The following is a 20129-nucleotide window of genomic DNA, read 5'->3' as shown; positions in this document are numbered from 1 at the left end:
GTCAGGCCTTCTCGACCTGCCCGAATTCCAGCTCGACTGGGGTCGAACGGCCGAAGATCAGCACGGCGACGCGCAGCCGGCTCTTCTCGTAGTTGACTTCCTCGACGACGCCGTTGAAGTCGTTGAACGGACCGTCGACGACGCGGACCATCTGGCCGGCCTCGAACAGCACCTTCGGACGCGGCTTCTCGACACCTTCCTGAACGCGATCGAGAATCGCGGCGGCTTCCTCGTCGCGGATCGGCAGCGGGCGGTCTGCGGTGCCACCGATGAAGCCCATCACCTTCGGGGTCTCCTTGACCAGGTGCCAGCTCTCGTTATCCATGCGCGGGATGCCGCCCTCGTCCGAGGTCAGGATCTGCACCAGGACGTAGCCGGGGAAGAACTTGCGCTCGGAACGGCGCTTCTGGCCGGAGCGCATTTCGATCACTTCCTCGGTCGGTACCAGGACATCGCCGAAACGGTCCTGCATGCCGGTCCGCGCAATCCGATCGCGCAGCGCCTGTGCCACCGACTTTTCGAAGCCGGAATAGGCATGCACGACGTACCAGCGCTTGACGCCTTCGGTTTCCATCAGGTTCGTTACTCCGTCACTGCCGCAGGATGAGCTGGATGAGCCACTGGATGACCCGGTCGAAACCGGCCAGCACCAAACTGATGAGGATCACCGCGACGATGACGATCCAGGTCAGGCGCATCGCTTCCTGGCGCGTCGGCCAGACCACCTTGCGCATCTCGAAACGGGTTTCCGAGAAGAACTCGCGGGTCTGATGGCCCTTGCCGGTGGTCAGGAAGACCGCCGCGGCGCCGACGACGCACAGGCCGACGATGATGCTGCGCACGGGCGTGGCCAATTGCGCCTGGAACCAGTAGAAGGCGAAGACGCCGGCGACGACCAGCAGCGCGGCGGCGGCGTACTTGGCGAGATCCGTAGAGGATGCGCCTTTCGAATGTTCCACTCTGCTGTTCAAGTCCCGGCGACTCATCGGTTGCGACTGCTCGTTTGGCAGGCCAGGCCGCGCTGCGCCAGGGCCCGTGCGGAAAAGGCTCCGCAAAAATGGCACGCCAGGAGGGACTCGAACCCCCAACCTGCGGTTTTGGAGACCGCTGCTCTGCCAATTGAGCTACTGGCGTGTGGCTGTTGGAACACGTCGCCCAGGATACCCCTTAGACGACGAAGGCGGACCGGGTTGCCGGCCCGCCTTTGAATCGTCACCCCCGCCGCGAAGCGAGAGTGATCCGGCGCCGCACGCGTGAACGCGCGGGCCGTGGGCTTACTTCAGGATCTTGGCCACCACGCCGGCGCCGACGGTCCGGCCGCCTTCGCGGATCGCGAAGCGCAGACCTTCGTCCATCGCCACCGGGTTGATCAGCGTGACCACCATCTTCACGTTGTCGCCCGGCATCACCATCTCGGTGCCTTCCGGCAGCTCCACCGCACCGGTGATGTCGGTGGTGCGGAAGTAGAACTGCGGACGGTAGCCCTTGAAGAACGGCGTGTGACGGCCACCCTCGTCCTTCGACAGCACGTAGACCTCGGCCTCGAAGTCGGTGTGCGGCTTGATCGAACCCGGCTTGGCCAGCACCTGGCCACGCTCGACGTCGTCACGCTTGGTGCCGCGCAGCAGCAGACCGGCGTTGTCGCCCGCCTGGCCCTGGTCGAGCAGCTTGCGGAACATCTCGACGCCCGTGACGGTCGTCTTCTGCACCGGACGGATACCGACGATTTCGATTTCGTCGCCGACCTTGATGATGCCGCGCTCGATACGGCCCGTGACCACCGTGCCGCGACCCGAGATCGAGAACACATCCTCGACCGGCATCAGGAACGCCTTGTCGATGTCGCGCTCCGGCTCCGGAATCCAGGTGTCCAGCGCGTCGACCAGCTTCAGGATCGCAGGCACGCCGATCTCCGACTGGTCGCCTTCCAGCGCCAGGCGCGCCGAACCCGAGATGATCGGGGTGTCGTCGCCCGGGAACTCGTACTTGCTCAGCAGCTCGCGCACTTCCATCTCGACCAGCTCGAGCAGCTCGGCGTCGTCCACCATGTCGGCCTTGTTCAGGAACACGACGATGTACGGCACGCCGACCTGACGCGACAACAGGATGTGCTCGCGCGTCTGCGGCATCGGGCCGTCAGCGGCCGAGCACACCAGGATCGCGCCGTCCATCTGCGCCGCACCGGTGATCATGTTCTTGACGTAGTCCGCGTGGCCCGGGCAATCGACGTGCGCGTAGTGGCGCGTCGGGCTCTCGTATTCCACGTGCGCGGTCGAGATCGTGATGCCGCGCGCCTTCTCTTCCGGCGCCGCGTCGATCGCGTCGTAGGCCTTGAACTCGCCGCCGAAACGCTCAGCGCCGATCTTCGTCAGCGCCGCCGTCAGCGTCGTCTTGCCGTGGTCGACGTGACCGATCGTGCCGACATTGACGTGCGGCTTGGTGCGCTCGAACTTACCCTTTGCCATGGCTGCCTTGTCTCGCTGAACGTTTGTGAATGACTGCCTTTATGAAAAGTCCGGCCATGCAGGGCCGGGCTTTTCGCGGAAGGATCCGCATAGATGTGGTGCTCACGAAAGGAATCGAACCTTCGACCTCCTCCTTACCAAGGAGGTGCTCTACCGACTGAGCTACGTGAGCAACGATTTCAACCTCTGGATGCGGCCGGAGCCGTCAATGGAGCGGGAGACGGGGATCGAACCCGCACCATCAGCTTGGAAGGCTGAGGTTCTACCATTGAACTACTCCCGCACCGGGATCCAGCCTGCCGCACAACCTGTCGCACTGCTTGTTCGTTCCACCGAACTGCAAAATGGTGGAGGGAGGTGGATTCGAACCACCGAAGGCGTAAGCCAGCAGATTTACAGTCTGCCCCCGTTGGCCACTTGGGTATCCCTCCGGCGATTTCGCGCTGCCGGTGAAAACAGCCCGCGATTTTGGGGCCAGTTCTCCTTCCTGTCAACGCCGCGGTGCGGTGGAGCCAGGCTGCCCCGCCCCGGTACCTGCGGTACGCGATGGCGGGGCGCGCATAGTACCGGTCAACGCGCCGACGCGCCATCCTCTGCAGACACATCGTCGCGTCCGATCGCGACATGCGGCACGCCGTCGGCGCCGATCCAGCCCCGGTACATGCCCTCGGTGTTGAACGGCATGGCGATGTTGCCGGCGGCATCGAGCGCGATCGCGCCGCCATTGCCGCCCATCGCCGGGATGTCCCGGTCGATCACCGCGGCCGCCGCCTCGCCGATGCCCTCGCCCAGCAGCCCGACGCGGCTGCAGATGGCGTGCGCGGCGGCGCTGCGGATGTAGAACTCACCCCAACCGGTGCCCGAGACCGCACACCGCGCGTCGGCCCAGGTGCCGGCGCCGATCACCGGTGCATCGCCGACGCGCCCCCAGCGCTTATCGGTCATGCCACCGGTCGAGGTCGCCGCGGCCAGTGCGCCTCGCGTGTCGAGCGCGACCGCGCCGACGGTCCCGAAGTAACGCAGCGGGTCGTCGGCGACGACGGTCGCGGCGCGCCCGCCCGCTGCGCCCTCGGCGCGGGCCTTTTGCAGTTGCTGCCAGCGCTTCTCGGTCCGGAACCAGATCGGATCGATCAGCTCGACGCCCTGCGAGTGGGCGAACGCCTCGGCGCCCTCGCCGATTAGCATCACATGCGGGGAGTCCTCCATGACCCGCCTTGCGAGCTGGATCGGATTGCGGATCCGCCGCACGCCCGCGACTGCACCCGCGGCGCGTGTGGCCCCATCCATCAGCGAAGCGTCGAGCTCGTTGTGGCCCTCGTGGGTGAAGACCGCGCCGCGACCGGCATTGAACGCCGGATCGTCTTCGAGCACGGTCACCGCCGCGACCACCGCATCGAGCGCCGGCCGCCCCTCGCGCAGCAAGGCATGACCGGTGCGCAGGGCCAGCGCCAGCGCCGCGCGCGCCGACGCCTCTTCCTCGGGCGTGAGATTGCCGCGCACGACCCCGGCGCCGCCGTGGATCGCCAGCACCGGGCCGGGCGCGACCTGGTCCGGCGCCGCACCGGACGCGACGGCCGGAGATGGAACGAGGACGGCGCTCGACAGCAGAACGCAGGCGGACAGGGCGAGGGCGCGCATGGGAACTCCGGTGACATAACGAGACGTCGAGTGTAGGCGGGCCGCAGCCCATCGACACGCGACGCGTCGCGGCCATCGCTGCCCACATGCGGCGCCTGCCCATGGGTGCCATACACGCGAAAGGCGCCCCGAAGGACGCCTTTGGCGATACTCGACCTTCAAGGACTCAGACGGCGAAACTCACGCCAAAGCCCCTCGACGCAGATCAGACGTTGAAGCGGAAGTGCATCACGTCGCCGTCCTTGACGATGTACTCCTTGCCTTCCAGGCGCCACTTGCCAGCTTCCTTGGCGCCCGATTCGCCACCGTAGCGGATGAAGTCGTCGTAACCGACGACCTCGGCGCGGATGAAGCCCTTCTCGAAGTCGGTATGGATGACCGCCGCGGCCTGTGGCGCGGTCGCGCCGATCTTCACTGTCCACGCCCGCACTTCCTTGACGCCGGCAGTGAAGTAGGTCTGCAGCGCCAGCAGGCCATAGGCGGCGCGGATCACCCGGTTAAGACCCGGCTCGTCGAGCCCGAGGTCGGCCAGGAACGCGTCGCGGTCGGCATCATCGAGCTGCGACAGTTCCTCTTCGATCGCCGCCGACACCGGCACGACCTCGGCGCCCTCACCCACGGCGCGCGCACGCACCGCATCAAGGTGCGGATTGTTCTCGAAGCCGTCTTCGAGCACGTTGGCGATGTACAGCACCGGCTTGGCGGTGAGCAGGAACAGGTCGCGGATCGCCGCGCGGTCGTCGTCCGACAGCGCGAGCGCGCGCACCGGCCGCCCGTCAGCCAGGCCCTTATGCACGCGGCCGAGCACCTCGGCGCGGACCTTCGCATCCTTGTCGCCGGTCTTGGCCGAACGCTCGGCGCGCTGCAGTGCGCGCTCGACCGAATCGAGATCGGCCAGCGCCAGCTCGGTGTCGATCGTCTCGATGTCGGCGATCGGATCGACTTTGTTGTTGACGTGGATGACGTCGGGGTTCTCGAAGCAGCGCACGACATGCGTGATCGCATCAACCTCGCGGATGTGCGACAGGAACTTGTTGCCCAGGCCTTCGCCGCTGGCCGCGCCCGCGACCAGCCCGGCGATGTCGACGAACTCGACCGCCGTCGGCAGCACCTTCTGCGGCTTGACGATCGTCGCCAGCGCGTTCAGACGCAGGTCCGGCACCGGCACGATGCCGACGTTCGGCTCGATCGTGCAGAACGGGAAGTTGGCCGCAGCGATGCCCGCCTTGGTCAGCGCATTGAAGAGAGTCGACTTGCCGACGTTCGGCAGGCCGACGATGCCGCATTTGATGCCCATGGCGCGTCCGTGATTCGTGATTCGTAATTCGTGATTGGGGATTCGAACGCGCCGGCGCATGCCGCGGCGAATCGCCAATCACCAATTACGGCTTCGCCGTATGCAGCCGCGTCATCGCGTCCATGAAATTGCCCGCCAGTGCGAGCGGCAGTGCGTCGATCGCATCGTCCACGGCGCGGCCGATCAGAATGTCGTCGTCGGCGCTTGGCCGGCCCAGCACCCAGGGCGTGACCTTGTCGCGGTGGCCGGGATGACCGATGCCGATGCGCAGGCGATGGAACCGACCGTGGCCCAGCAACCGCATCGTGTCGCGCAAGCCGTTCTGCCCGCCATGGCCGCCGTCGAACTTGAACCGGGCCACGCCGGGCGGCAAGTCCAGCTCGTCGTGGGCGATCAGCGTGCGCTCGGGGTCGATCTTCCAGAACCGCTGCGCAGCCAACACCGACTTGCCGCTGAGGTTCATGAAGGTCGCCGGCTTGAGCAGGCGCACGTCATGGCCGCCGATCCGCACCCGCGCGGTTTCGCCGAACAGCTTGGCGTCGATGCCGAACGCCTCGCCGGCGCGTGCGGCGATCTCATCGACGACACGGAACCCGGCGTTGTGCCGGGTTCGCGCGTGCTCGGGACCGGGATTGCCCAGTCCCACGATCAATTGCAGACCGGTCGTCATCGCAACGCCGCCGGGACGCGCGCACCGACAGGCGCGCGCGTCCGCGACGGGATCACTCTTCCTTCGCGGCCTTGGTCGCCGGCACGTCGGCCGACGCAGCTTCGCCCTCTTCAGGCTCGGCTTCGACACGGCCGTGCTTGGCGACGACGACGGCGACGTCGTGGTCGGGGCCCAGCGCCAGCTCGGGAATCTCCACGCCCTTGGGCAGCTTCAGTGCCGAGAGGTGGATGATGTCGCCGACCGTCAGATTGCCCAGGTCGACCTCGATCGAGGACGGCAGGTCCTTGGGCAGGCAGGTCACGGTGACTTCGGTGAGTTCGTGCATCACGATCACGTCGCCCGCCTTGCCGGCCGGCGAGGTGTCCTCGTTGAGGAAGTGCAGCTGCACCGCCGTCTTGATCACCTCGTTGTCGTTCACGCGCTGGAAGTCCAGGTGCAGGATCTGCTGCTTGAACGGGTGACGCTGCATATCGCGCAGCAGCACCTTCTGGATGTCGCCATTGAGGCTCAGGTCCAGGATCGACGCGTAGAACCACTCGTGCTGGCTGGCGAGCCAGACATCGTTGTGGCTGAGCTTGATGCTCACCGGTGCGAGATCGCCGCCGTAGACGACAGCAGGCACTTCACCGGCGTGACGGAGGCGGCGGCTCGCACCCTTCCCCTCGTCCTCGCGGCGCTGCACCTTGATTTCATGCGAAATGGCCATTGGATTCACTCTTGATGTTGCGATGATTCCGCCTCGCGGCGGTTGGATTGACTCTTCCGCGACCAGAAGAGCCGGTTGGGTTGGGATCAATCGACGTACAGCGAGCTGACCGACTCGCCGAATGCGATCCGGCGGATCGTCTCGGCGAGCAGTTCGGCGACGCTGAGCTGGCGGATGCGCGCGCAGTTGCGCGCGGCTTCCGACAGCGGAATGGTGTCGGTGACGACCATCTCGTCGAGCTGGGACTTGTTGATGTTGTCGATCGCAGCCCCCGACAGCACCGCGTGCGTGCAATAGGCGACGACCTTGATCGCCCCCTGGGCCTTGAGCGCGGCGGCGGCGGCGCACAGCGTGCCGGCGGTATCGACGATGTCGTCGACCAGCACGCAGGTCTTGCCCTGCACGTCGCCGATGATGTTCATCACCGTGGCGACGTTCGCGCGCGGACGGCGCTTGTCGATGATCGCCAGGTCCGCATCGTCGAGCCGCTTGGCGATCGCGCGCGCGCGCACCACGCCGCCGACGTCCGGGGACACGACGATCAGATTGTCGGTGCCGTGCGCGCGCCAGATGTCGGCCAGCAGCAGCGGCGAAGCATAGACGTTGTCGACCGGGATATCGAAAAAGCCCTGGATCTGGTCGGCATGCAGGTCGACCGTCAGCACGCGATCGGCACCGGCGGCGGTGATGATGCGCGCGGCGACCTTGGCGGTGATCGGCACGCGGCTCGAGCGCAGCCGGCGGTCCTGGCGCGAGTAGCCGAAGTACGGGATCACCGCGGTGACGCTCGATACCGATGCGCGCTTGAGCGCATCGATCAGCACCAGCAGCTCCATCAGATTCTCGGCCGAGGGCGCGCAGGTGGGCTGCAGGACGAACACGTCCTGGCGACGCACGGTCTCCTCGATCTCGACCTGCACCTCGCCGTCGGAGAACGTGGACACCAGCGCCCGCCCCTGGCGCACACCCAGCTCGCGACAGACGGACTTGGCAAGCGGGCGATTGGCGTTGCCCGAGAAGATCAGGAGATTGCGTTCTTCTTTCATGTTGGAGATTCCGCGTCGCTCTGACCGAGCGGATGGAAGGACCGCGCACGCACGCGCGCACGGGGATGGCAGGGGCGGCAGGATTCGAACCTGCGAATGCCGGGATCAAAACCCGGTGCCTTAACCACTTGGCGACGCCCCTCTGGATGAGCGGTGATGGGGACCCGCGATTGCCGATGCGTCGAAGCCGGCATCACGAAGGCCACATCACCCATTACATCGCGTCCAGTGCCTCGAGCAGCGGCGAGCGGGCGGCGCCGGCGACGACGCGGGTCTGGACCCGCGATGCGACCTGCGCCTGGGCGGCCTCGGCGGATTCGCGGGTCGCGAATTCGACGAAGCAGCCGCTGCCCGTCCCGGTCAGACGTGGCGTGCCGACCGTTGCGAGCGCGGCGAACACCGCCTCGACGGCTGGCTCCCGGCGCCGCAGGACCGGCTCGAACGCGTTGCCGAGCGAAGCACCTGAAACGAAGTCGACCATTGTCGCGGGCTGGGCATTTCGCGTCAATTCAGGGGCCTGGAACAAGCCCGCAGTGTTCACGTGTACGCCGGGGTCGGCGAGCAGATACCAGGCGGGTTCGAGCGCCACCGGCGTCAGCGTTTCGCCCACGCCCTCGGCCCAGGCGTTGCGTCCGCGGACGAACACCGGGACATCGGCCCCCAGCGTCAGGCCCAGTGCGGCCAGCCGGTCCTCGCCGAGATCGATGCCCCACAGTCGGTCGAGCGCCCGCAGCACGGTGGCCGCATCCGACGACCCACCGCCCAGCCCTGCACCGGTCGGAATCCGTTTTTCGACGGTGATATCGACCCCTTGCGCACAATTGGCTGCACGTTGAAGCGCGCGCGCGGCCCGCACGACCAGGTCATCGTCCTCCGTCAATCCGGGCACCGAGGGGCCCACCCGGCGGATCAGGCCGTCGTCGCGGAGCCGCAGGCGCACCGTATCGCCCCAGTCGAGCATCCGGAACACCGTCTGCAGGACGTGGTAGCCGTCCGCGCGACGGGCAGTGATCCGCAGGAAAAGATTGAGTTTGGCCGGGGCCGGCCAACTGGACCAGCCGGCGTCGTCCAGCGGGCTCACGGTGCTACAGGCGCTGCGGGCGCGACGTCGGGAAGTGTCCAGGCATCGACCACCAGCCGCACCCGCGCGGTGCCGCGCGCGGCATTCACTCGGGTCGGCAGCGCCAGCGCCCCGGCACTCTCGGGCTGCCATTCCAGGTAGTCGATCGTCCAGCCGTCCTGGCGCAGCCGTGCCAGGTGCCCCGCGGCGTCGTAGTCGACCTGGGCCTCGCCCGACAGCGCGGCGTCGGCGCGCGCGCCGGCCGCCCAGGCGGCCATCGCCGCGACCGGGATCTCGAAGCCGGTGGTCTCCCACAGCAGTTGCCCAACATCGGTGCTTTCGTGCGGGCCACCGTCCAGGCCGTCGATCCGCGCGCCGTCCGGCCCGCCCTGCAGTTGCCAGCTCTGGCGGGTGACCGGTGCGCTGAGCACGACCCGGTAACGCGCACCCTGCTGCAGCCATTCGATGCGACCACTGCCGCCGTCGCGCCCGTTGGACATCGCCACGCGCCCGGCGAATCCGAACTCCGGCAGGGCGCGCACCGCCGCTTCACGCGCGGCGAGCCGGGCATCGGCCGCCACCCGCGCGTCGGCATCGAGCCGCACCACCTCGGCAGGCGGCCGGACCGGGACACTGGTGCAGGCCGACAGCGTGACCACCGCCGCGAGCATCGCCATACCGTGCCACCGCCTCATGCGCCGGTGACCTCCAGCGCACGCAGCAGCGACCGGTTTTCCGGATCGATGGCGCGCGCCTCGTCGAAGTACTTGCGCGCCTCGTCGCGGCGCCCCATCGCCCACAACACCTGGGCGATGTGCGCAGCGACTTCCGCGTCTCTCATCATCGAATAAGCCCGGCGGAGCTCCACCAGCGCCTCGGCATTGCGGCCCAGCCGGTGCAGCACCCAACCGTAACTGTCGACGATCGCGGCATTGTCGGGCTCGGCCACGCGCGCGCGGTCGATCAGCTCCAGCGCCTCGGTATAACGGGTGGTGCGGTCGGCCAGCGTGTAACCCAGCGCATTGAGCGCGGCCACGTTCTCCGGCTCGGCGACCAGCAGCCGGCGCAGGTCGGCCTCGGCGCGCGGAATGTCGTCGCGGCGCTCCCACATCAACGCGCGCGCGTAGAGCAGCGCCGGGTCGTCGGGCATCGCCGACAACCCGCGGTTGTAGGTGTCGAGCTCGGCCGGATCATCGGCCGACCGGCGCAGCTCGGCCTCCAGCAGGTAGGCACTGCGGCGGAATTCGTCATCAGCGGTCCCGTCGGCCTGCAGTGCGCGCAAGCGCGCCCAGGCCTCGTCGTGACGCCCCAGTTCGTGCAGCACCCGGGCGCCGCGCAGCCTGGCCTGGAAGCGTTCTTCGCCGCCCGGCACCGCGTCGTACCACTCCAGCGCCTCGTCGTACTGTTCGAGGTACTCGGCCATCTGTCCCAGCAGCAGGCGCTGCGCGGGATTGGGCGCCAGCGCCACCGCCTTGACCTCGTCGTACAGCGCCGCGAGCGCGGCCTTGTTCTCGGCCCGGGCCAATAGCGAGGCGCGCAGCACGTAGGTGCGGCCGTCCTGTGGCCCGTTGGCCAGCGTGGCCTCGGCGGCGTCGAGATCGCCCATCGCCTCGTACTCACCCGCGATCGCCAGACGCAGGTCGGGCGCGGCCAGCGCCGCCTCGGCCATCGCCGCCAGCGCCGCGCGGGCCTCGTCGAGGCGACCCGATTCGCGCAGTTGGCTGGCCCGCAGCAGCGCGACCCGCGGTTCGCCGGGGAAGCGCGCCACGATGTTGTCGAGCACGCGCTCGGTCAGGTCCGGGCGATCGAGGCGCTGGGCCAGGCCACCGAAGGCCATCCACGCCTGCAATTCGTCGGGAATCGCGCCGTCGGCGACGATCCGCTCGAGCAGGCGCGCCGCCTGCCGCGGGTCGCGACCGCCGCCCGACAGCACCGTGAAGGCATGCCGCCAGCCGGTCGGATCGCCACTGCGCAGCAACGCTTCGAGCTGGCGGCGCGCGGCGCGATCGCGTCCATTGCGCAGCGACAGTGTCGCCTCTGCAGCGCGCATCGGCAGCGACTCGGGCGCATGACGACGCCACAGGTCCAACGCCTGGCCCGCGCGGCGGTCGTCGCCAGCGAGCAGCGCGATGCGGGTCGCCCGCTCGGCCAGGCCGGCATCGCCGTCGGAATGACGGGCCGCGTCCAGGTACCAGTTAGCGGCCTCGTCCAGACGCCCGGCCTGCACCGCAAACTCCCCGGCCAATGTGGCGCCGAGCACATCGCGCCTGAGCGGGTCGGCGGCCTCGACCGCGGGCTGCGCCTGCACCGCGCAGGCGACGCCGAGCAACGGCACCAGCAGGGCCGCGCGCACTCGGGCGACCGGAATGGAATCGAAAACGGGCATCTGGGGCAACCGGGCCGTAAAATGGGCGCTTCACCGGAAGCTTATCGCAAGCGCCTGAACGGGATGAGCCATCCCGGGAGAGCCCGCCAGCCCATGAGTCTGTACGCCCTCGGCATCAACCACCAGACCGCGCCGGTCGCCCTGCGCGAGCGCGTCGCGTTCTCCGGGGATGCGCTGCAGACGGCGCTGGCCGAACTCAAGTCGCTGCCGCAGGTGCGCGAGGTCGCGCTGCTGTCGACCTGCAACCGCACAGAGCTCTACGCGGTGGCCGATGACGACGGCAGCGCGCTGGCGCACTGGCTGGCCGCCCATCCCGACCAGGACGGCGGCACCGGCGGCGGTTCGCTCGACGCCTATCTCTACCGCCATCGCGACGACGATGCGGTGCGTCATCTGTTCCGGGTGGCGACCGGGCTGGACTCGCTGGTGCTCGGAGAGCCGCAGATCCTCGGCCAGGTCAAACAGGCCTGGGCGACCGCGCGCAGCGCCGGCACGCTGGGCGGCGAACTCGACCGCGTGTTCCAGCACGCGTTCGTGACCGCCAAGCGGGCGCGCAGCGAGACCCGGATCGGCAACAGCCCGGTGTCGGTCGCCTCGCTCGCCGTGCGGCTCGCACAGGAGTCGTTCGCGCGGCCCTCCGATTCGGCCGTGCTGCTGATCGGCGCCGGCGAGACCATCGAACTGGCCGCGCGGCACCTGGCGCAGGCCAAGGTCAAGCGGCTGCTGGTCGCCAACCGCACCTATGCCCACGCCCAGGAACTGGCGGCGCGGCACGGCGGCATCGCGCTGCCGCTCGACGAGATCGACCGGCATCTGTTCCTGGCCGACATCGTGTTCTCGGCCACCGCCAGCCGCGAACCGGTACTGACCCGGCCGCAGGTCGCCGCCGCGCTGTCCGCGCGCAAGCACCGTCCGATGCTGCTGATGGACCTCGCAGTCCCGCGCGACATCGCACCCGACGTCGCCGAGCTGCGCGACGTGTTCCTGTACACCGTCGACGACCTCGAGCGCACGCTCGACGACAACCGGCGCAGCCGGCGCGAGGCCGCGAGCGATGCCGAGGCGATCATCGATCTGCAGGTCAGCCGCTACGGCGAAACCCGCGCGGCGAGCGCGCGCCTGGCCCCGGTCAAGCGACTGCGCGCGCACGGCGACGCGATCCGCAGCGAATCGCTGACGCGCGCGCGCCAGCAACTGGCGGCCGGCCAGTCCGCCGAGGCGGTGCTCGAACTGCTCGCGCACACCCTGACCAACCGGCTGCTGCACCTGCCTACCGCCGCGCTGCGCGAAGCCGCGCTGCGCGGCGACGACGCGCTGGCCGACAGCCTCGACCGGCTGCTGCCACCCGCGCCCGCTCGGACCGATGCCGATGCTGCCGACCCTGCGCGTTAAGCTCGAGGCCCTGGCCGAGCGTCGCGACGAGGTCGAACGCCTGCTCTCCGACCCGGCCACGGTCGCCGACCAGGGCCGTTACCGTGCGCTATCGCGCGAGTTCGCCCAGCTCGAACCATTGTCGGCAGCGCTGGCGCAGGAACGGGCCGTCCATGCCGACCTCGCCGCCGCACGCGCGATGCTCGACGACGCCGACCTGCGCGAACTCGCCCAAGAAGAGATCGCCGCGGCGACCGCGCGACTCGAGGCGCTCGAGGCCGAACTGTTGGCGCTGCTGATCCCGCGCGACGCCCGCGACGAGGGCGGCCTGTACCTGGAGATCCGCGCCGGCACCGGCGGCGACGAAGCCGCGATCTTCGCTGGCGACCTGTTCCGGATGTACCAGCGCTTCGCCGAGCGCAACGGCTGGCGGGTCGAGGTCGAATCGGCTAACCCCGGCGAACATGGCGGCTTCCGCGAGATCGTCGCCAGCGTGGAGGGCGCCGGCGCCTACGCGCGGTTGAAGTTCGAGTCGGGCACCCATCGCGTGCAGCGCGTGCCCGAGACCGAATCGCAGGGGCGCATCCACACCTCGGCGGCAACCGTGGCGATCATCCCGATCGAGGATGAGGCCGCTGACATCGTGCTCAATCCGACCGACCTCAAAGTCGACACCTTCCGCTCCTCGGGTGCTGGCGGCCAGCACGTCAACAAGACCGACTCGGCGATCCGCATCACCCACGTGCCCACCGGTACCGTCGTCGAGTCGCAGACCGAGCGCAGCCAGCACGCCAACCGCGACAAAGCGATGAAGCGGCTGCGCGCGATGCTGGCCGAGGCCGAGGCCGAACGCCGTGCGGCTGCGACGGCGCAGATCCGCCGGCTGCAGGTCGGCAGCGGTGACCGCAGCCAGCGCATCCGCACCTACAACTACCCGCAGGGCCGGATCACCGACCACCGGGTCGATGGCCTGACCCTCTACGACCTGCCCAACGTGCTCGAGGGCCAACTCGAGCCGCTCGTCGACCGGTTGTCGCAGGAACACCAGGCCGACGCGTTGGCGCAGCTCACCGCGCAGTGAGCGTGCGCGAGCCTTGCCGAGCCGCCTGAGCGACGCTGCTCATCGCTCGCGCGCTCAGTTGATGGGCTCTGACGGAGTCAGAGCCCCGGGTTTCAAGCCACCGCGTCAGCCGGGACTGCCGATGAAGCAGTAGCCGGATTCATCGCATTCGTAAAGATAGGTCCACACGCCCAAACACTGATAGACCTTGTAGCCGTACATCCCGGTCTGCACGTATGCGTTCTCCTGACCCTCCGTGCACGGCGTGCCCTCGAGCGCGTTTGCGCTACCCGACGCCGCAACGGCGACCGCACACACGAGGGCGAATCGCAGACCCAGTTTCTTCATGATGTTCCTCCATGCAAGCGAGCCGGATGGCTCGCGAGGCCAACCATCGCGGATACACCGCACACACGCCGTCAGAATTCTCCTTCATTGCGTATAGGAAAATACTGATGCACATGGCCTCGACGGCTGCTGCGCACCTGCTCATGGCAAGTCACCCTGTCGCCTCGTATCGCGATTCCAACCGCACTCGAACCGACGAATGCTTCGGGGAGGTGCAGGCACCGGTGGTAATCTGACCGCATGAGCGCACTGAACGAACGTATCCCGCTGTCCATCTGCGTGCTGACGGTCTCCGATACCCGCACGGCCGCCAACGACACGTCCGGCGACTATCTCGCCGAAGCGCTGCGCGCCGACGGCCACCGCGTCGCCGAGCGTGCGCTGTTGCCCGATGACCGCTATGCGATGCGCGCGCTGGTCTCGCGCTGGATCGCCGATCCCGAGGTTGACGGCATCCTGGTCACCGGCGGCACCGGTTTCACCGGCCGCGATTCGACGCCCGAGGCGCTGCTGCCCCTGCTCGACAAGGAGATGCCGGGCTTCGGCGAACTGTTCCGCGCGGTGTCGTTCGAGGAGATCGGCACCTCGTCGCTGCAGTCGCGCGCATTCGCCGGCCTGGCGAACGCGACCTTCGTCTTTGCCCTGCCTGGTTCGACCTCGGCCTGCACGACCGCGTGGGAGCGGATCATCCGTCACCAGCTCGATTCGACCACCCGACCCTGCAACCTGGCGACGATCCGTCCGCGCCTGAAGGAATGACGGCGCGCGGCCACCGCCGCTACGAGGCTTCGGCCAGCACCTGACGCACGAACGGCACGGTGAGCCGCCGCTGCGAGGCCAAGGAGGCCCGGTCGAGCCGATCGAGCAGCGCGGTCAGCGCCGGCAGGTCGCGGTCGACCCGGCGCAGCAGCCAGTCGATGGTCGCCGCATCCACCTGCAGGCCGCGACGTTCGGCACGCAGGCGCAGCAACGCGTGCCGGCCCGTGTCGTCGAGTGGCGCCAGTGCCACGCGCACACTCTGGCTGAGGCGAGAGCGCAGGTCGGGCAAGGTCAGCGCCAGTGCTTCGGGCGGCTGGTCGGCGGTGTAGAACACGCTGCGGCCGGCGTCGTGCAGCCGGTTGTGCAGGTCGAACAGCGCCACCTCGTCGTCCCTGTCGCCGGCGATTGCGTCCAGGCCGTCGACCGCGACCAGATCGTGGCCCTGCAGCGCCTCGGCCGCTGCGCGCACGCGCCCGGCCAGGCTGCGCAACGGCAGGTAGACGGCGCTGCGCCCCAGCTGTTCGGCCTGCGCGCACAGCGCGATCGCCAGGTGGGTCTTGCCGGTGCCGGCCGGGCCGGCCACGTACAGCGCACGCCGCGCGCCGGCGAGCGCGAAATCATGCAGCTGCGGCAACAACGCCGGGTCGTCGGCGACGAATGTGTCCAGCCGCTGGTCTGGCGGATAGCGCAGCGCCAGCGGCAATTGCGGTGACGGTGCACTCATCGCGTCGGATCGACCGGCTCATCGGTGCGACCGTCGGCGGGTACGACGAGCGTGCGGCCCGACAGCGCGATCGTCGGCTTGTCGCCCGCGTAGAGCTTGCTCTGGGTGTAGCGCTCGTGCGCGTAGCGCAACAGCACATTGGCAACCGCTGCCATCGGCAGCGCCAGCAGCATGCCCAGGAACCCGAACAGTTGTCCGCCGGCGAGCACCGCGAAGATCACCGCGGCCGGATGCAGGCCGATGCGGTCGCCGACCAGACGCGGGGTCAGCACGTAACTTTCGACGAGCTGGCCGATCGTGAACACAACGCCGATCAGGATCAGCAGCGTCCAGTCGAAGCCCTGCACCTGGACGATCGCGGCAATCAGCGCCATCAGAATGCCGACCGTCGCGCCCAGATACGGGATGAAGCTGATCAGGCCTGCGATCATGCCGATCAGCAGACCCAGGCGCAGGCCGACCAGCGACATGCCGACCGCATAGATCGCGCCCTGCCCCAGCATCACCAGGAACTGCCCGCGCAGGAAGCCACCGAGCGAGTCGCTGGTCTCGCGCGCCAGCCGGGTGGCGGTGCCGATGTGATCGCGCGGCACCAGCGACGCACAACGCTCAACCAGCAGGTCCCAATCGCGCATGAAGTAGAAGGTCAGGATCGGCACCAGCACCAGGTTGATCACCACCGCCAGCAGCGCGAAGCCCGAGCGCGACAGATAGCCCAGCACCGCCGCGGCGATGCCGCCGGCCTGTTGCCAGTGCTCGCGGACCAGTTGGATCAGCCGGTCGGTGTCGAGCCAGGCGACGACCTCGTAGCCGGTGCGCTGCTCGATCCACGGCAGCGCGGTCCCGATGATCCAGTCGCGGTAGGCCGGCAGGCTGTCGACGAGCGTGACGATCTGCCGCTCGATCATCGGCACCAGGATGATCAGCACCAGCGCCAGCAGCAACGTCATCAGCGCGAAGACCAACGAGACGGCCAGCGTACGCGAATGGCCACGACGCTCGATGCGGTCGACGAGCGGGTCGCCGAGCCAGCCCAGCAGCGCGGCCAGCACGAACGGCGTGAGCACCGGCCCCAGTTGCCCGATCACCCAGGCGACCACGACGAGAACCAACCCCCACTGTAGGCGCCGGAGAAAACGCGCGATGTCGGCGTTCGCGGGATCGTGCTCGGTCATGGCGGTCCTGGGACGATCAGCGCAGGTGGAAGGTGGGGGTCACGCCCTCGGGGGCGCCGTCGGCTTCGACCAGCACATTCTCGTCGGCCATGCGGCGGAATCCGCTTAGTCCGGTCAGCAGGTCGAGCTGGACCTCCAGCCCGCGCGGGGTCGCACGCACCGGGCGGATCGCACGGACCACCGACATGCGCTGCAACTGCGCCGACAGGCGGATGAAGTCCGCGCTGCTGTTGATGCCGGTGAACAGGACCGTCTCGGTCGAGGGCGTGCCCGCGGGGCTCGCCTTGGCGTAGCGGCGGGTCAGCGCATCGGCGGCACCGTCGGCGCCGCTCGGCAGGATCCGCCGGGCGTCGTCGCCGGTTTCGCTCCAGCGCGCCAGCACCCGGCCGCCGTCGACGAAGATCCAGTCGGCCTTCCAGCCGCTGCCGTCGCGATAGAGCTTGCCGACCAGCTGCATCGGCGGGTTGTAGCGCGCCGAGATGCGCGCGATCGCGGCGGTATCGCCCCGCCAGATCGCGCCGACGGCGGCCTGCTCGGCGGCGCTGCCGCCAGGAAGACCTAGCCGGTAGCCGCGCTCGATCGCGCGCTGAAGCACTGGCCTGGCGACGTTGTTCTGCTGCAGGCCGACCAGACGCGGCCCGGAGCCGTCGTCGATCGCCAGCCACAGCACCGGCTTGGGCCGCGGATCGGGCCACACCGGCAGGCCGAGCGCGGCGGCCACGCCATCGACGTCCTCGGGACGGAAGCGCACCACCAGGGTCGTGGTGAAGGTCGGCGAGCCGCGTGAGGACACGCCCTCGTCCTGGCGGTAATCGTAGCCCTCCACATACTGTTCTGCGCGCCGCAGCTCCTGCGACACGCCCGGCCGCTGGGCGACCCCGCGGTCGCCCGACAGTTTGCCCAGCACCTGGGCCAGCGCGCGCGAGAAGCCCGCGGTGCGCTCGTTCTCGTTCTGGCTGCGCACCGGGATCTCGGCCGCGTACAGACCGGTGCCTTCGGCGCGGTCGCCCTCCACGCGCTGTGCGGCCGCCTGGCCGGCGGCCAGCAGCAGGGCGGCCAACAGCCACGCCATCATTCCCAACGAGCGCTTCGGGCGGTGCATCCGGTTGATCCTGGGTCGGGGGACATCGACGCGCGATGGTGCCACAAACCGCGCGAGCGGTCCGTCGCGATGCGCCCGCGCGCCAGCCGCGGCGGGCCGGCCGCGGCTGCTAGAATCCCCGGTCCTTTCCGCTTCGCGACGGCCGCCGTGACCGCCCCCACTCCCCTGACCTACCGCGATGCCGGCGTCGACATCGACGCAGGCAATGCACTCGTCGAACGCATCAAACCGCTGGTCAAGCGCAGCTTCCGGCCCGAGGTCATGGGTGGCCTGGGCGGCTTCGGCGCGCTGTTCGACCTGTCGGGCAAGTACCGCGAACCGGTGCTGGTCTCGGGCACCGACGGCGTGGGCACCAAGCTCAAGCTCGCCCAGCAGCTCGGCCGCCACGACACCATCGGCATCGACCTGGTCGCGATGTGCGTCAACGACGTGCTGGTGCAGGGCGCCGAGCCGCTGTTCTTTCTCGACTACTTCGCCACCGGCAAGCTGGACATCGACACCACGGCCGCGGTCATCGGCGGCATCGCCCGCGGCTGCGAACTGTCGGGCTGCGCACTGATCGGCGGCGAGACCGCCGAGATGCCGGACATGTACGGCATCGGCGAATACGACCTGGCCGGCTTCACCGTCGGCGCGGTCGAAAAATCGGAACTGCGCGACGGCGGCAAGGTCCAGGCCGGCGATGTGCTGATCGGCATCGCGTCCAGCGGCCCGCATTCGAACGGTTATTCGCTGATCCGCCGCATCTATGAGCGGGCCGGGAGTCCGGCCGAGGTCGAAGTGGGCGGCGTGAAGCTGGTCGATGCGCTGATGGCGCCGACCACGCTGTACGTCAAACCGGTGCTCGAATTGCTGCGCGGGCCGCTGGGGCCGCAATTGCACGCGATGGCGCATGTCACCGGCGGCGGCCTGACCGAGAACATCATCCGGGTGATTCCCGACGGCCTCGGCCTGACGATCGACGCTGCGTCCTGGCCGCTGCCGCCGGTGTTCGACTGGCTGCAGCGCGAAGGCGCGGTGGCCGACCACGAGATGTGGCGCACCTTCAATTGCGGCATCGGCTTTGTGCTGGTGGTGCCGGCCGACAGCGTCGGGGCGTTCGGCGCCGCGCTCGATGGCCTGGGCCTGGCCCATTGGTCGATCGGCGAAGTCGTCGCGCACGGCGACGGCGAGCGCGTGCACATCGGCTGAACCGGCCGCATGCGCGCCGATCTCGACCCCGCGCCGTACGCGCCACCCCGGGCGCCCGGCCCGACCGCACCGGCCTCGTCGTCGGCACAGATCGACGGACAGTTGCGCACGCTCTCGGTCCTGCATCATGTCCTGGGTGCGCTGTCGCTGGCCGGGAGCCTGCCGTTTGTGGTGCTGCTGGTATTTGGCATCGCCCACGAAGCCGCGGACGACTTCGCCGACCCGGCCGGGATTGGCATGATGGCGGTGGTCGGCAGCCTGGTCGTGTTCACGCTGGGCGGCGGGGCGTTGTGCATCCGGGCCGGAATCGACCTGGCGCGCCGCCGTCATCACGGACTGTGCGTGGCGGTCGCCGCGCTCGCCTGCCTGAACATCCCGCTCGGCACTGCGCTCGGGATCTATGCATTGTCGGTGCTGGCGCGCCCCGACGTGCGCGCCGCCTTCGCCGCCACCGGATCTGCTCGATGACGCTGCGCATCGCGGTGCTCGCTTCGGGCCGGGGCAGCAACCTGCAGGCGATCCTCGACGCGATCGCCGCCGGCACACTCGACGCGACAGTTGCCGGCGTGTGGTCGGACCGCGGCGATGCCGGTGCGCTGGCACGCGCGCAAGCCGCTGGGGTGCCGGCACAGGCCGTCCGCCCGCGTGACCACGCCGACCGCCACGCCCACGACGTCGCACTGTTCGCGGCGATCGACGCCGCCGCGCCCGACCTCATCGTTTGCGCCGGCTATATGCGGCTGATCGGCGCCGCGGCCGTCGAAGGGCGCGCAGGCAGGATGATCAACATCCACCCTTCATTGCTGCCGGCCTTCAAGGGCCTGCACACACATCGCCAGGCGTTGGCGGCCGGCGTCGGCGAGCACGGGGCCAGCGTGCATTTCGTGACCGCCGACCTCGACGGGGGCCCGGTGATCGCCCAGGCGCGTGTCCCGGTGCAGCCCGGCGACGACGAGGCCGCACTCGCCCAGCGGGTGCTGGCGCGCGAGCATCCGCTGCTGCTGGAGACCCTGCGCTGGATCGCCGCCGGCCGGGTCCGGCTGAACGCCGCCGGCGCGGTGCAGATCGACGGCCGGACCGCGGCGGCCCCGCTTCAGCTGGCAGCCAACCAGCGCTTCCCATGATGGCCGC

General features: G+C 69.1%; 21 protein-coding genes and 5 tRNA genes. 6 read left to right on the top strand and 20 right to left on the bottom strand.

The window, feature by feature from the left end; translation table 11 throughout:
• Position 1 precedes the first annotated feature (1 nt).
• The 16 genes from nusG to MNO14_RS04240 form a co-directional block, all read right to left on the bottom strand.
• Positions 2–574 (bottom strand): transcription termination/antitermination protein NusG, encoded by a 573-nt coding sequence (gene nusG / locus MNO14_RS04315; RefSeq protein ID WP_241945544.1) that lies wholly within the window; start codon positions 572–574, stop codon positions 2–4.
• A 16-nt stretch (positions 575–590) separates the two neighbouring features.
• Complete coding sequence (secE, locus tag MNO14_RS04310) at positions 591–971, bottom strand: preprotein translocase subunit SecE (RefSeq protein WP_241946258.1); 381 nt, start codon at positions 969–971, stop codon at positions 591–593.
• 87 nt (positions 972–1058) lie between these two features.
• Positions 1059–1134 (bottom strand) — tRNA-Trp (locus tag MNO14_RS04305).
• Positions 1135–1274: 140 nt separating this feature from the next.
• Positions 1275–2465 (bottom strand): elongation factor Tu, encoded by a 1191-nt coding sequence (tuf, locus tag MNO14_RS04300; RefSeq protein WP_241945543.1) that lies wholly within the window; start codon positions 2463–2465, stop codon positions 1275–1277.
• Between the two features lie 96 nt (positions 2466–2561).
• Positions 2562–2637, bottom strand: a tRNA-Thr gene (locus MNO14_RS04295).
• Positions 2638–2674: 37 nt separating this feature from the next.
• A tRNA-Gly gene (locus MNO14_RS04290) sits at positions 2675–2748 on the bottom strand.
• Positions 2749–2810: 62 nt separating this feature from the next.
• Positions 2811–2896, bottom strand: a tRNA-Tyr gene (locus MNO14_RS04285).
• Between the two features lie 139 nt (positions 2897–3035).
• Positions 3036–4103, bottom strand: a complete 1068-nt coding sequence (locus MNO14_RS04280; protein WP_241945542.1) for an isoaspartyl peptidase/L-asparaginase — start codon at positions 4101–4103, stop codon at positions 3036–3038.
• 205 nt (positions 4104–4308) lie between these two features.
• The gene (ychF, locus tag MNO14_RS04275) at positions 4309–5400 is read right to left on the bottom strand and encodes a redox-regulated ATPase YchF (RefSeq protein ID WP_241946257.1); all 1092 of its coding nucleotides are present in this window, start codon (positions 5398–5400) and stop codon (positions 4309–4311) included.
• A gap of 85 nt (positions 5401–5485) precedes the next feature.
• On the bottom strand, positions 5486–6070 hold the full coding sequence (pth, locus tag MNO14_RS04270) for an aminoacyl-tRNA hydrolase (RefSeq protein WP_241945541.1): 585 nt from the start codon (positions 6068–6070) through the stop codon (positions 5486–5488).
• Between the two features lie 52 nt (positions 6071–6122).
• A complete protein-coding gene (locus MNO14_RS04265) occupies positions 6123–6776 on the bottom strand; it encodes a 50S ribosomal protein L25/general stress protein Ctc (RefSeq protein WP_241945540.1) in 654 nt (217 codons plus the stop codon).
• 86 nt (positions 6777–6862) lie between these two features.
• Positions 6863–7822 carry a ribose-phosphate diphosphokinase gene (locus tag MNO14_RS04260; RefSeq protein ID WP_183427372.1) on the bottom strand — a complete coding sequence of 320 codons (960 nt, stop codon included), beginning with the start codon at positions 7820–7822 and terminating at the stop codon, positions 6863–6865.
• Between the two features lie 66 nt (positions 7823–7888).
• Positions 7889–7964, bottom strand: a tRNA-Gln gene (locus MNO14_RS04255).
• A gap of 72 nt (positions 7965–8036) precedes the next feature.
• Positions 8037–8903, bottom strand: coding sequence for a 4-(cytidine 5'-diphospho)-2-C-methyl-D-erythritol kinase (gene ispE, locus MNO14_RS04250; RefSeq protein WP_241945539.1), 867 nt, complete (start codon positions 8901–8903; stop codon positions 8037–8039).
• Positions 8900–9577, bottom strand: a complete 678-nt coding sequence (lolB, locus tag MNO14_RS04245) for a lipoprotein insertase outer membrane protein LolB (protein WP_241945538.1) — start codon at positions 9575–9577, stop codon at positions 8900–8902. The genes ispE and lolB overlap by 4 nt, the downstream gene beginning before the upstream one ends.
• Positions 9574–11268 carry a tetratricopeptide repeat protein gene (locus tag MNO14_RS04240; protein WP_241945537.1) on the bottom strand — a complete coding sequence of 565 codons (1695 nt, stop codon included), beginning with the start codon at positions 11266–11268 and terminating at the stop codon, positions 9574–9576. The genes lolB and MNO14_RS04240 overlap by 4 nt, the downstream gene beginning before the upstream one ends.
• A 93-nt stretch (positions 11269–11361) precedes the next feature.
• Here MNO14_RS04240 and hemA point away from each other — a divergent pair, with 93 nt between their 5' ends.
• Positions 11362–12660, top strand: coding sequence for a glutamyl-tRNA reductase (gene hemA / locus MNO14_RS04235; RefSeq protein WP_241945536.1), 1299 nt, complete (start codon positions 11362–11364; stop codon positions 12658–12660).
• Positions 12638–13720 carry a peptide chain release factor 1 gene (prfA, locus tag MNO14_RS04230; RefSeq protein WP_241945535.1) on the top strand — a complete coding sequence of 361 codons (1083 nt, stop codon included), beginning with the start codon at positions 12638–12640 and terminating at the stop codon, positions 13718–13720. Before hemA ends, prfA begins: the two co-directional genes overlap by 23 nt.
• A gap of 105 nt (positions 13721–13825) precedes the next feature.
• Here the strand turns inward: prfA and MNO14_RS04225 are convergent, their stop codons facing one another.
• Complete coding sequence (locus MNO14_RS04225) at positions 13826–14047, bottom strand: hypothetical protein (RefSeq protein WP_241945534.1); 222 nt, start codon at positions 14045–14047, stop codon at positions 13826–13828.
• A 240-nt stretch (positions 14048–14287) separates the two neighbouring features.
• Here MNO14_RS04225 and moaB point away from each other — a divergent pair, with 240 nt between their 5' ends.
• A complete protein-coding gene (moaB, locus tag MNO14_RS04220) occupies positions 14288–14806 on the top strand; it encodes a molybdenum cofactor biosynthesis protein B (RefSeq protein ID WP_241945533.1) in 519 nt (172 codons plus the stop codon).
• Between the two features lie 19 nt (positions 14807–14825).
• Here the strand turns inward: moaB and hda are convergent, their stop codons facing one another.
• The 3 genes from hda to MNO14_RS04205 are packed head-to-tail and all read right to left on the bottom strand — an operon-like array spanning position 14826 to position 17807.
• The gene (gene hda / locus MNO14_RS04215; protein WP_241945532.1) at positions 14826–15530 is read right to left on the bottom strand and encodes a DnaA regulatory inactivator Hda; all 705 of its coding nucleotides are present in this window, start codon (positions 15528–15530) and stop codon (positions 14826–14828) included.
• On the bottom strand, positions 15527–16705 hold the full coding sequence (locus MNO14_RS04210; protein ID WP_241945531.1) for an AI-2E family transporter: 1179 nt from the start codon (positions 16703–16705) through the stop codon (positions 15527–15529). Before MNO14_RS04210 ends, hda begins: the two co-directional genes overlap by 4 nt.
• A gap of 16 nt (positions 16706–16721) precedes the next feature.
• A complete protein-coding gene (locus MNO14_RS04205; RefSeq protein ID WP_241945530.1) occupies positions 16722–17807 on the bottom strand; it encodes a DUF2066 domain-containing protein in 1086 nt (361 codons plus the stop codon).
• A gap of 147 nt (positions 17808–17954) precedes the next feature.
• On the opposite strand from MNO14_RS04205, the gene purM reads away from it, so the two are divergent.
• From purM to purN, 3 genes are read left to right on the top strand one after another with little or no spacing between them, the layout of a single operon-like run.
• Positions 17955–18998, top strand: a complete 1044-nt coding sequence (gene purM, locus MNO14_RS04200; protein ID WP_241945529.1) for a phosphoribosylformylglycinamidine cyclo-ligase — start codon at positions 17955–17957, stop codon at positions 18996–18998.
• A 9-nt stretch (positions 18999–19007) separates the two neighbouring features.
• Positions 19008–19466 carry a hypothetical protein gene (locus tag MNO14_RS04195; protein WP_241945528.1) on the top strand — a complete coding sequence of 153 codons (459 nt, stop codon included), beginning with the start codon at positions 19008–19010 and terminating at the stop codon, positions 19464–19466.
• On the top strand, positions 19463–20122 hold the full coding sequence (gene purN, locus MNO14_RS04190) for a phosphoribosylglycinamide formyltransferase (RefSeq protein ID WP_241945527.1): 660 nt from the start codon (positions 19463–19465) through the stop codon (positions 20120–20122). The genes MNO14_RS04195 and purN overlap by 4 nt, the downstream gene beginning before the upstream one ends.
• Positions 20123–20129: the final 7 nt, after the last annotated feature.

The sequence above is a fragment of the Luteimonas sp. S4-F44 genome, from assembly GCF_022637415.1.
In the GTDB taxonomy this organism is placed as follows: domain Bacteria; phylum Pseudomonadota; class Gammaproteobacteria; order Xanthomonadales; family Xanthomonadaceae; genus Luteimonas.
Note: the sequence above shows the minus strand (reverse complement) of the source record. Positions and strands in the feature narration are given on the sequence as shown.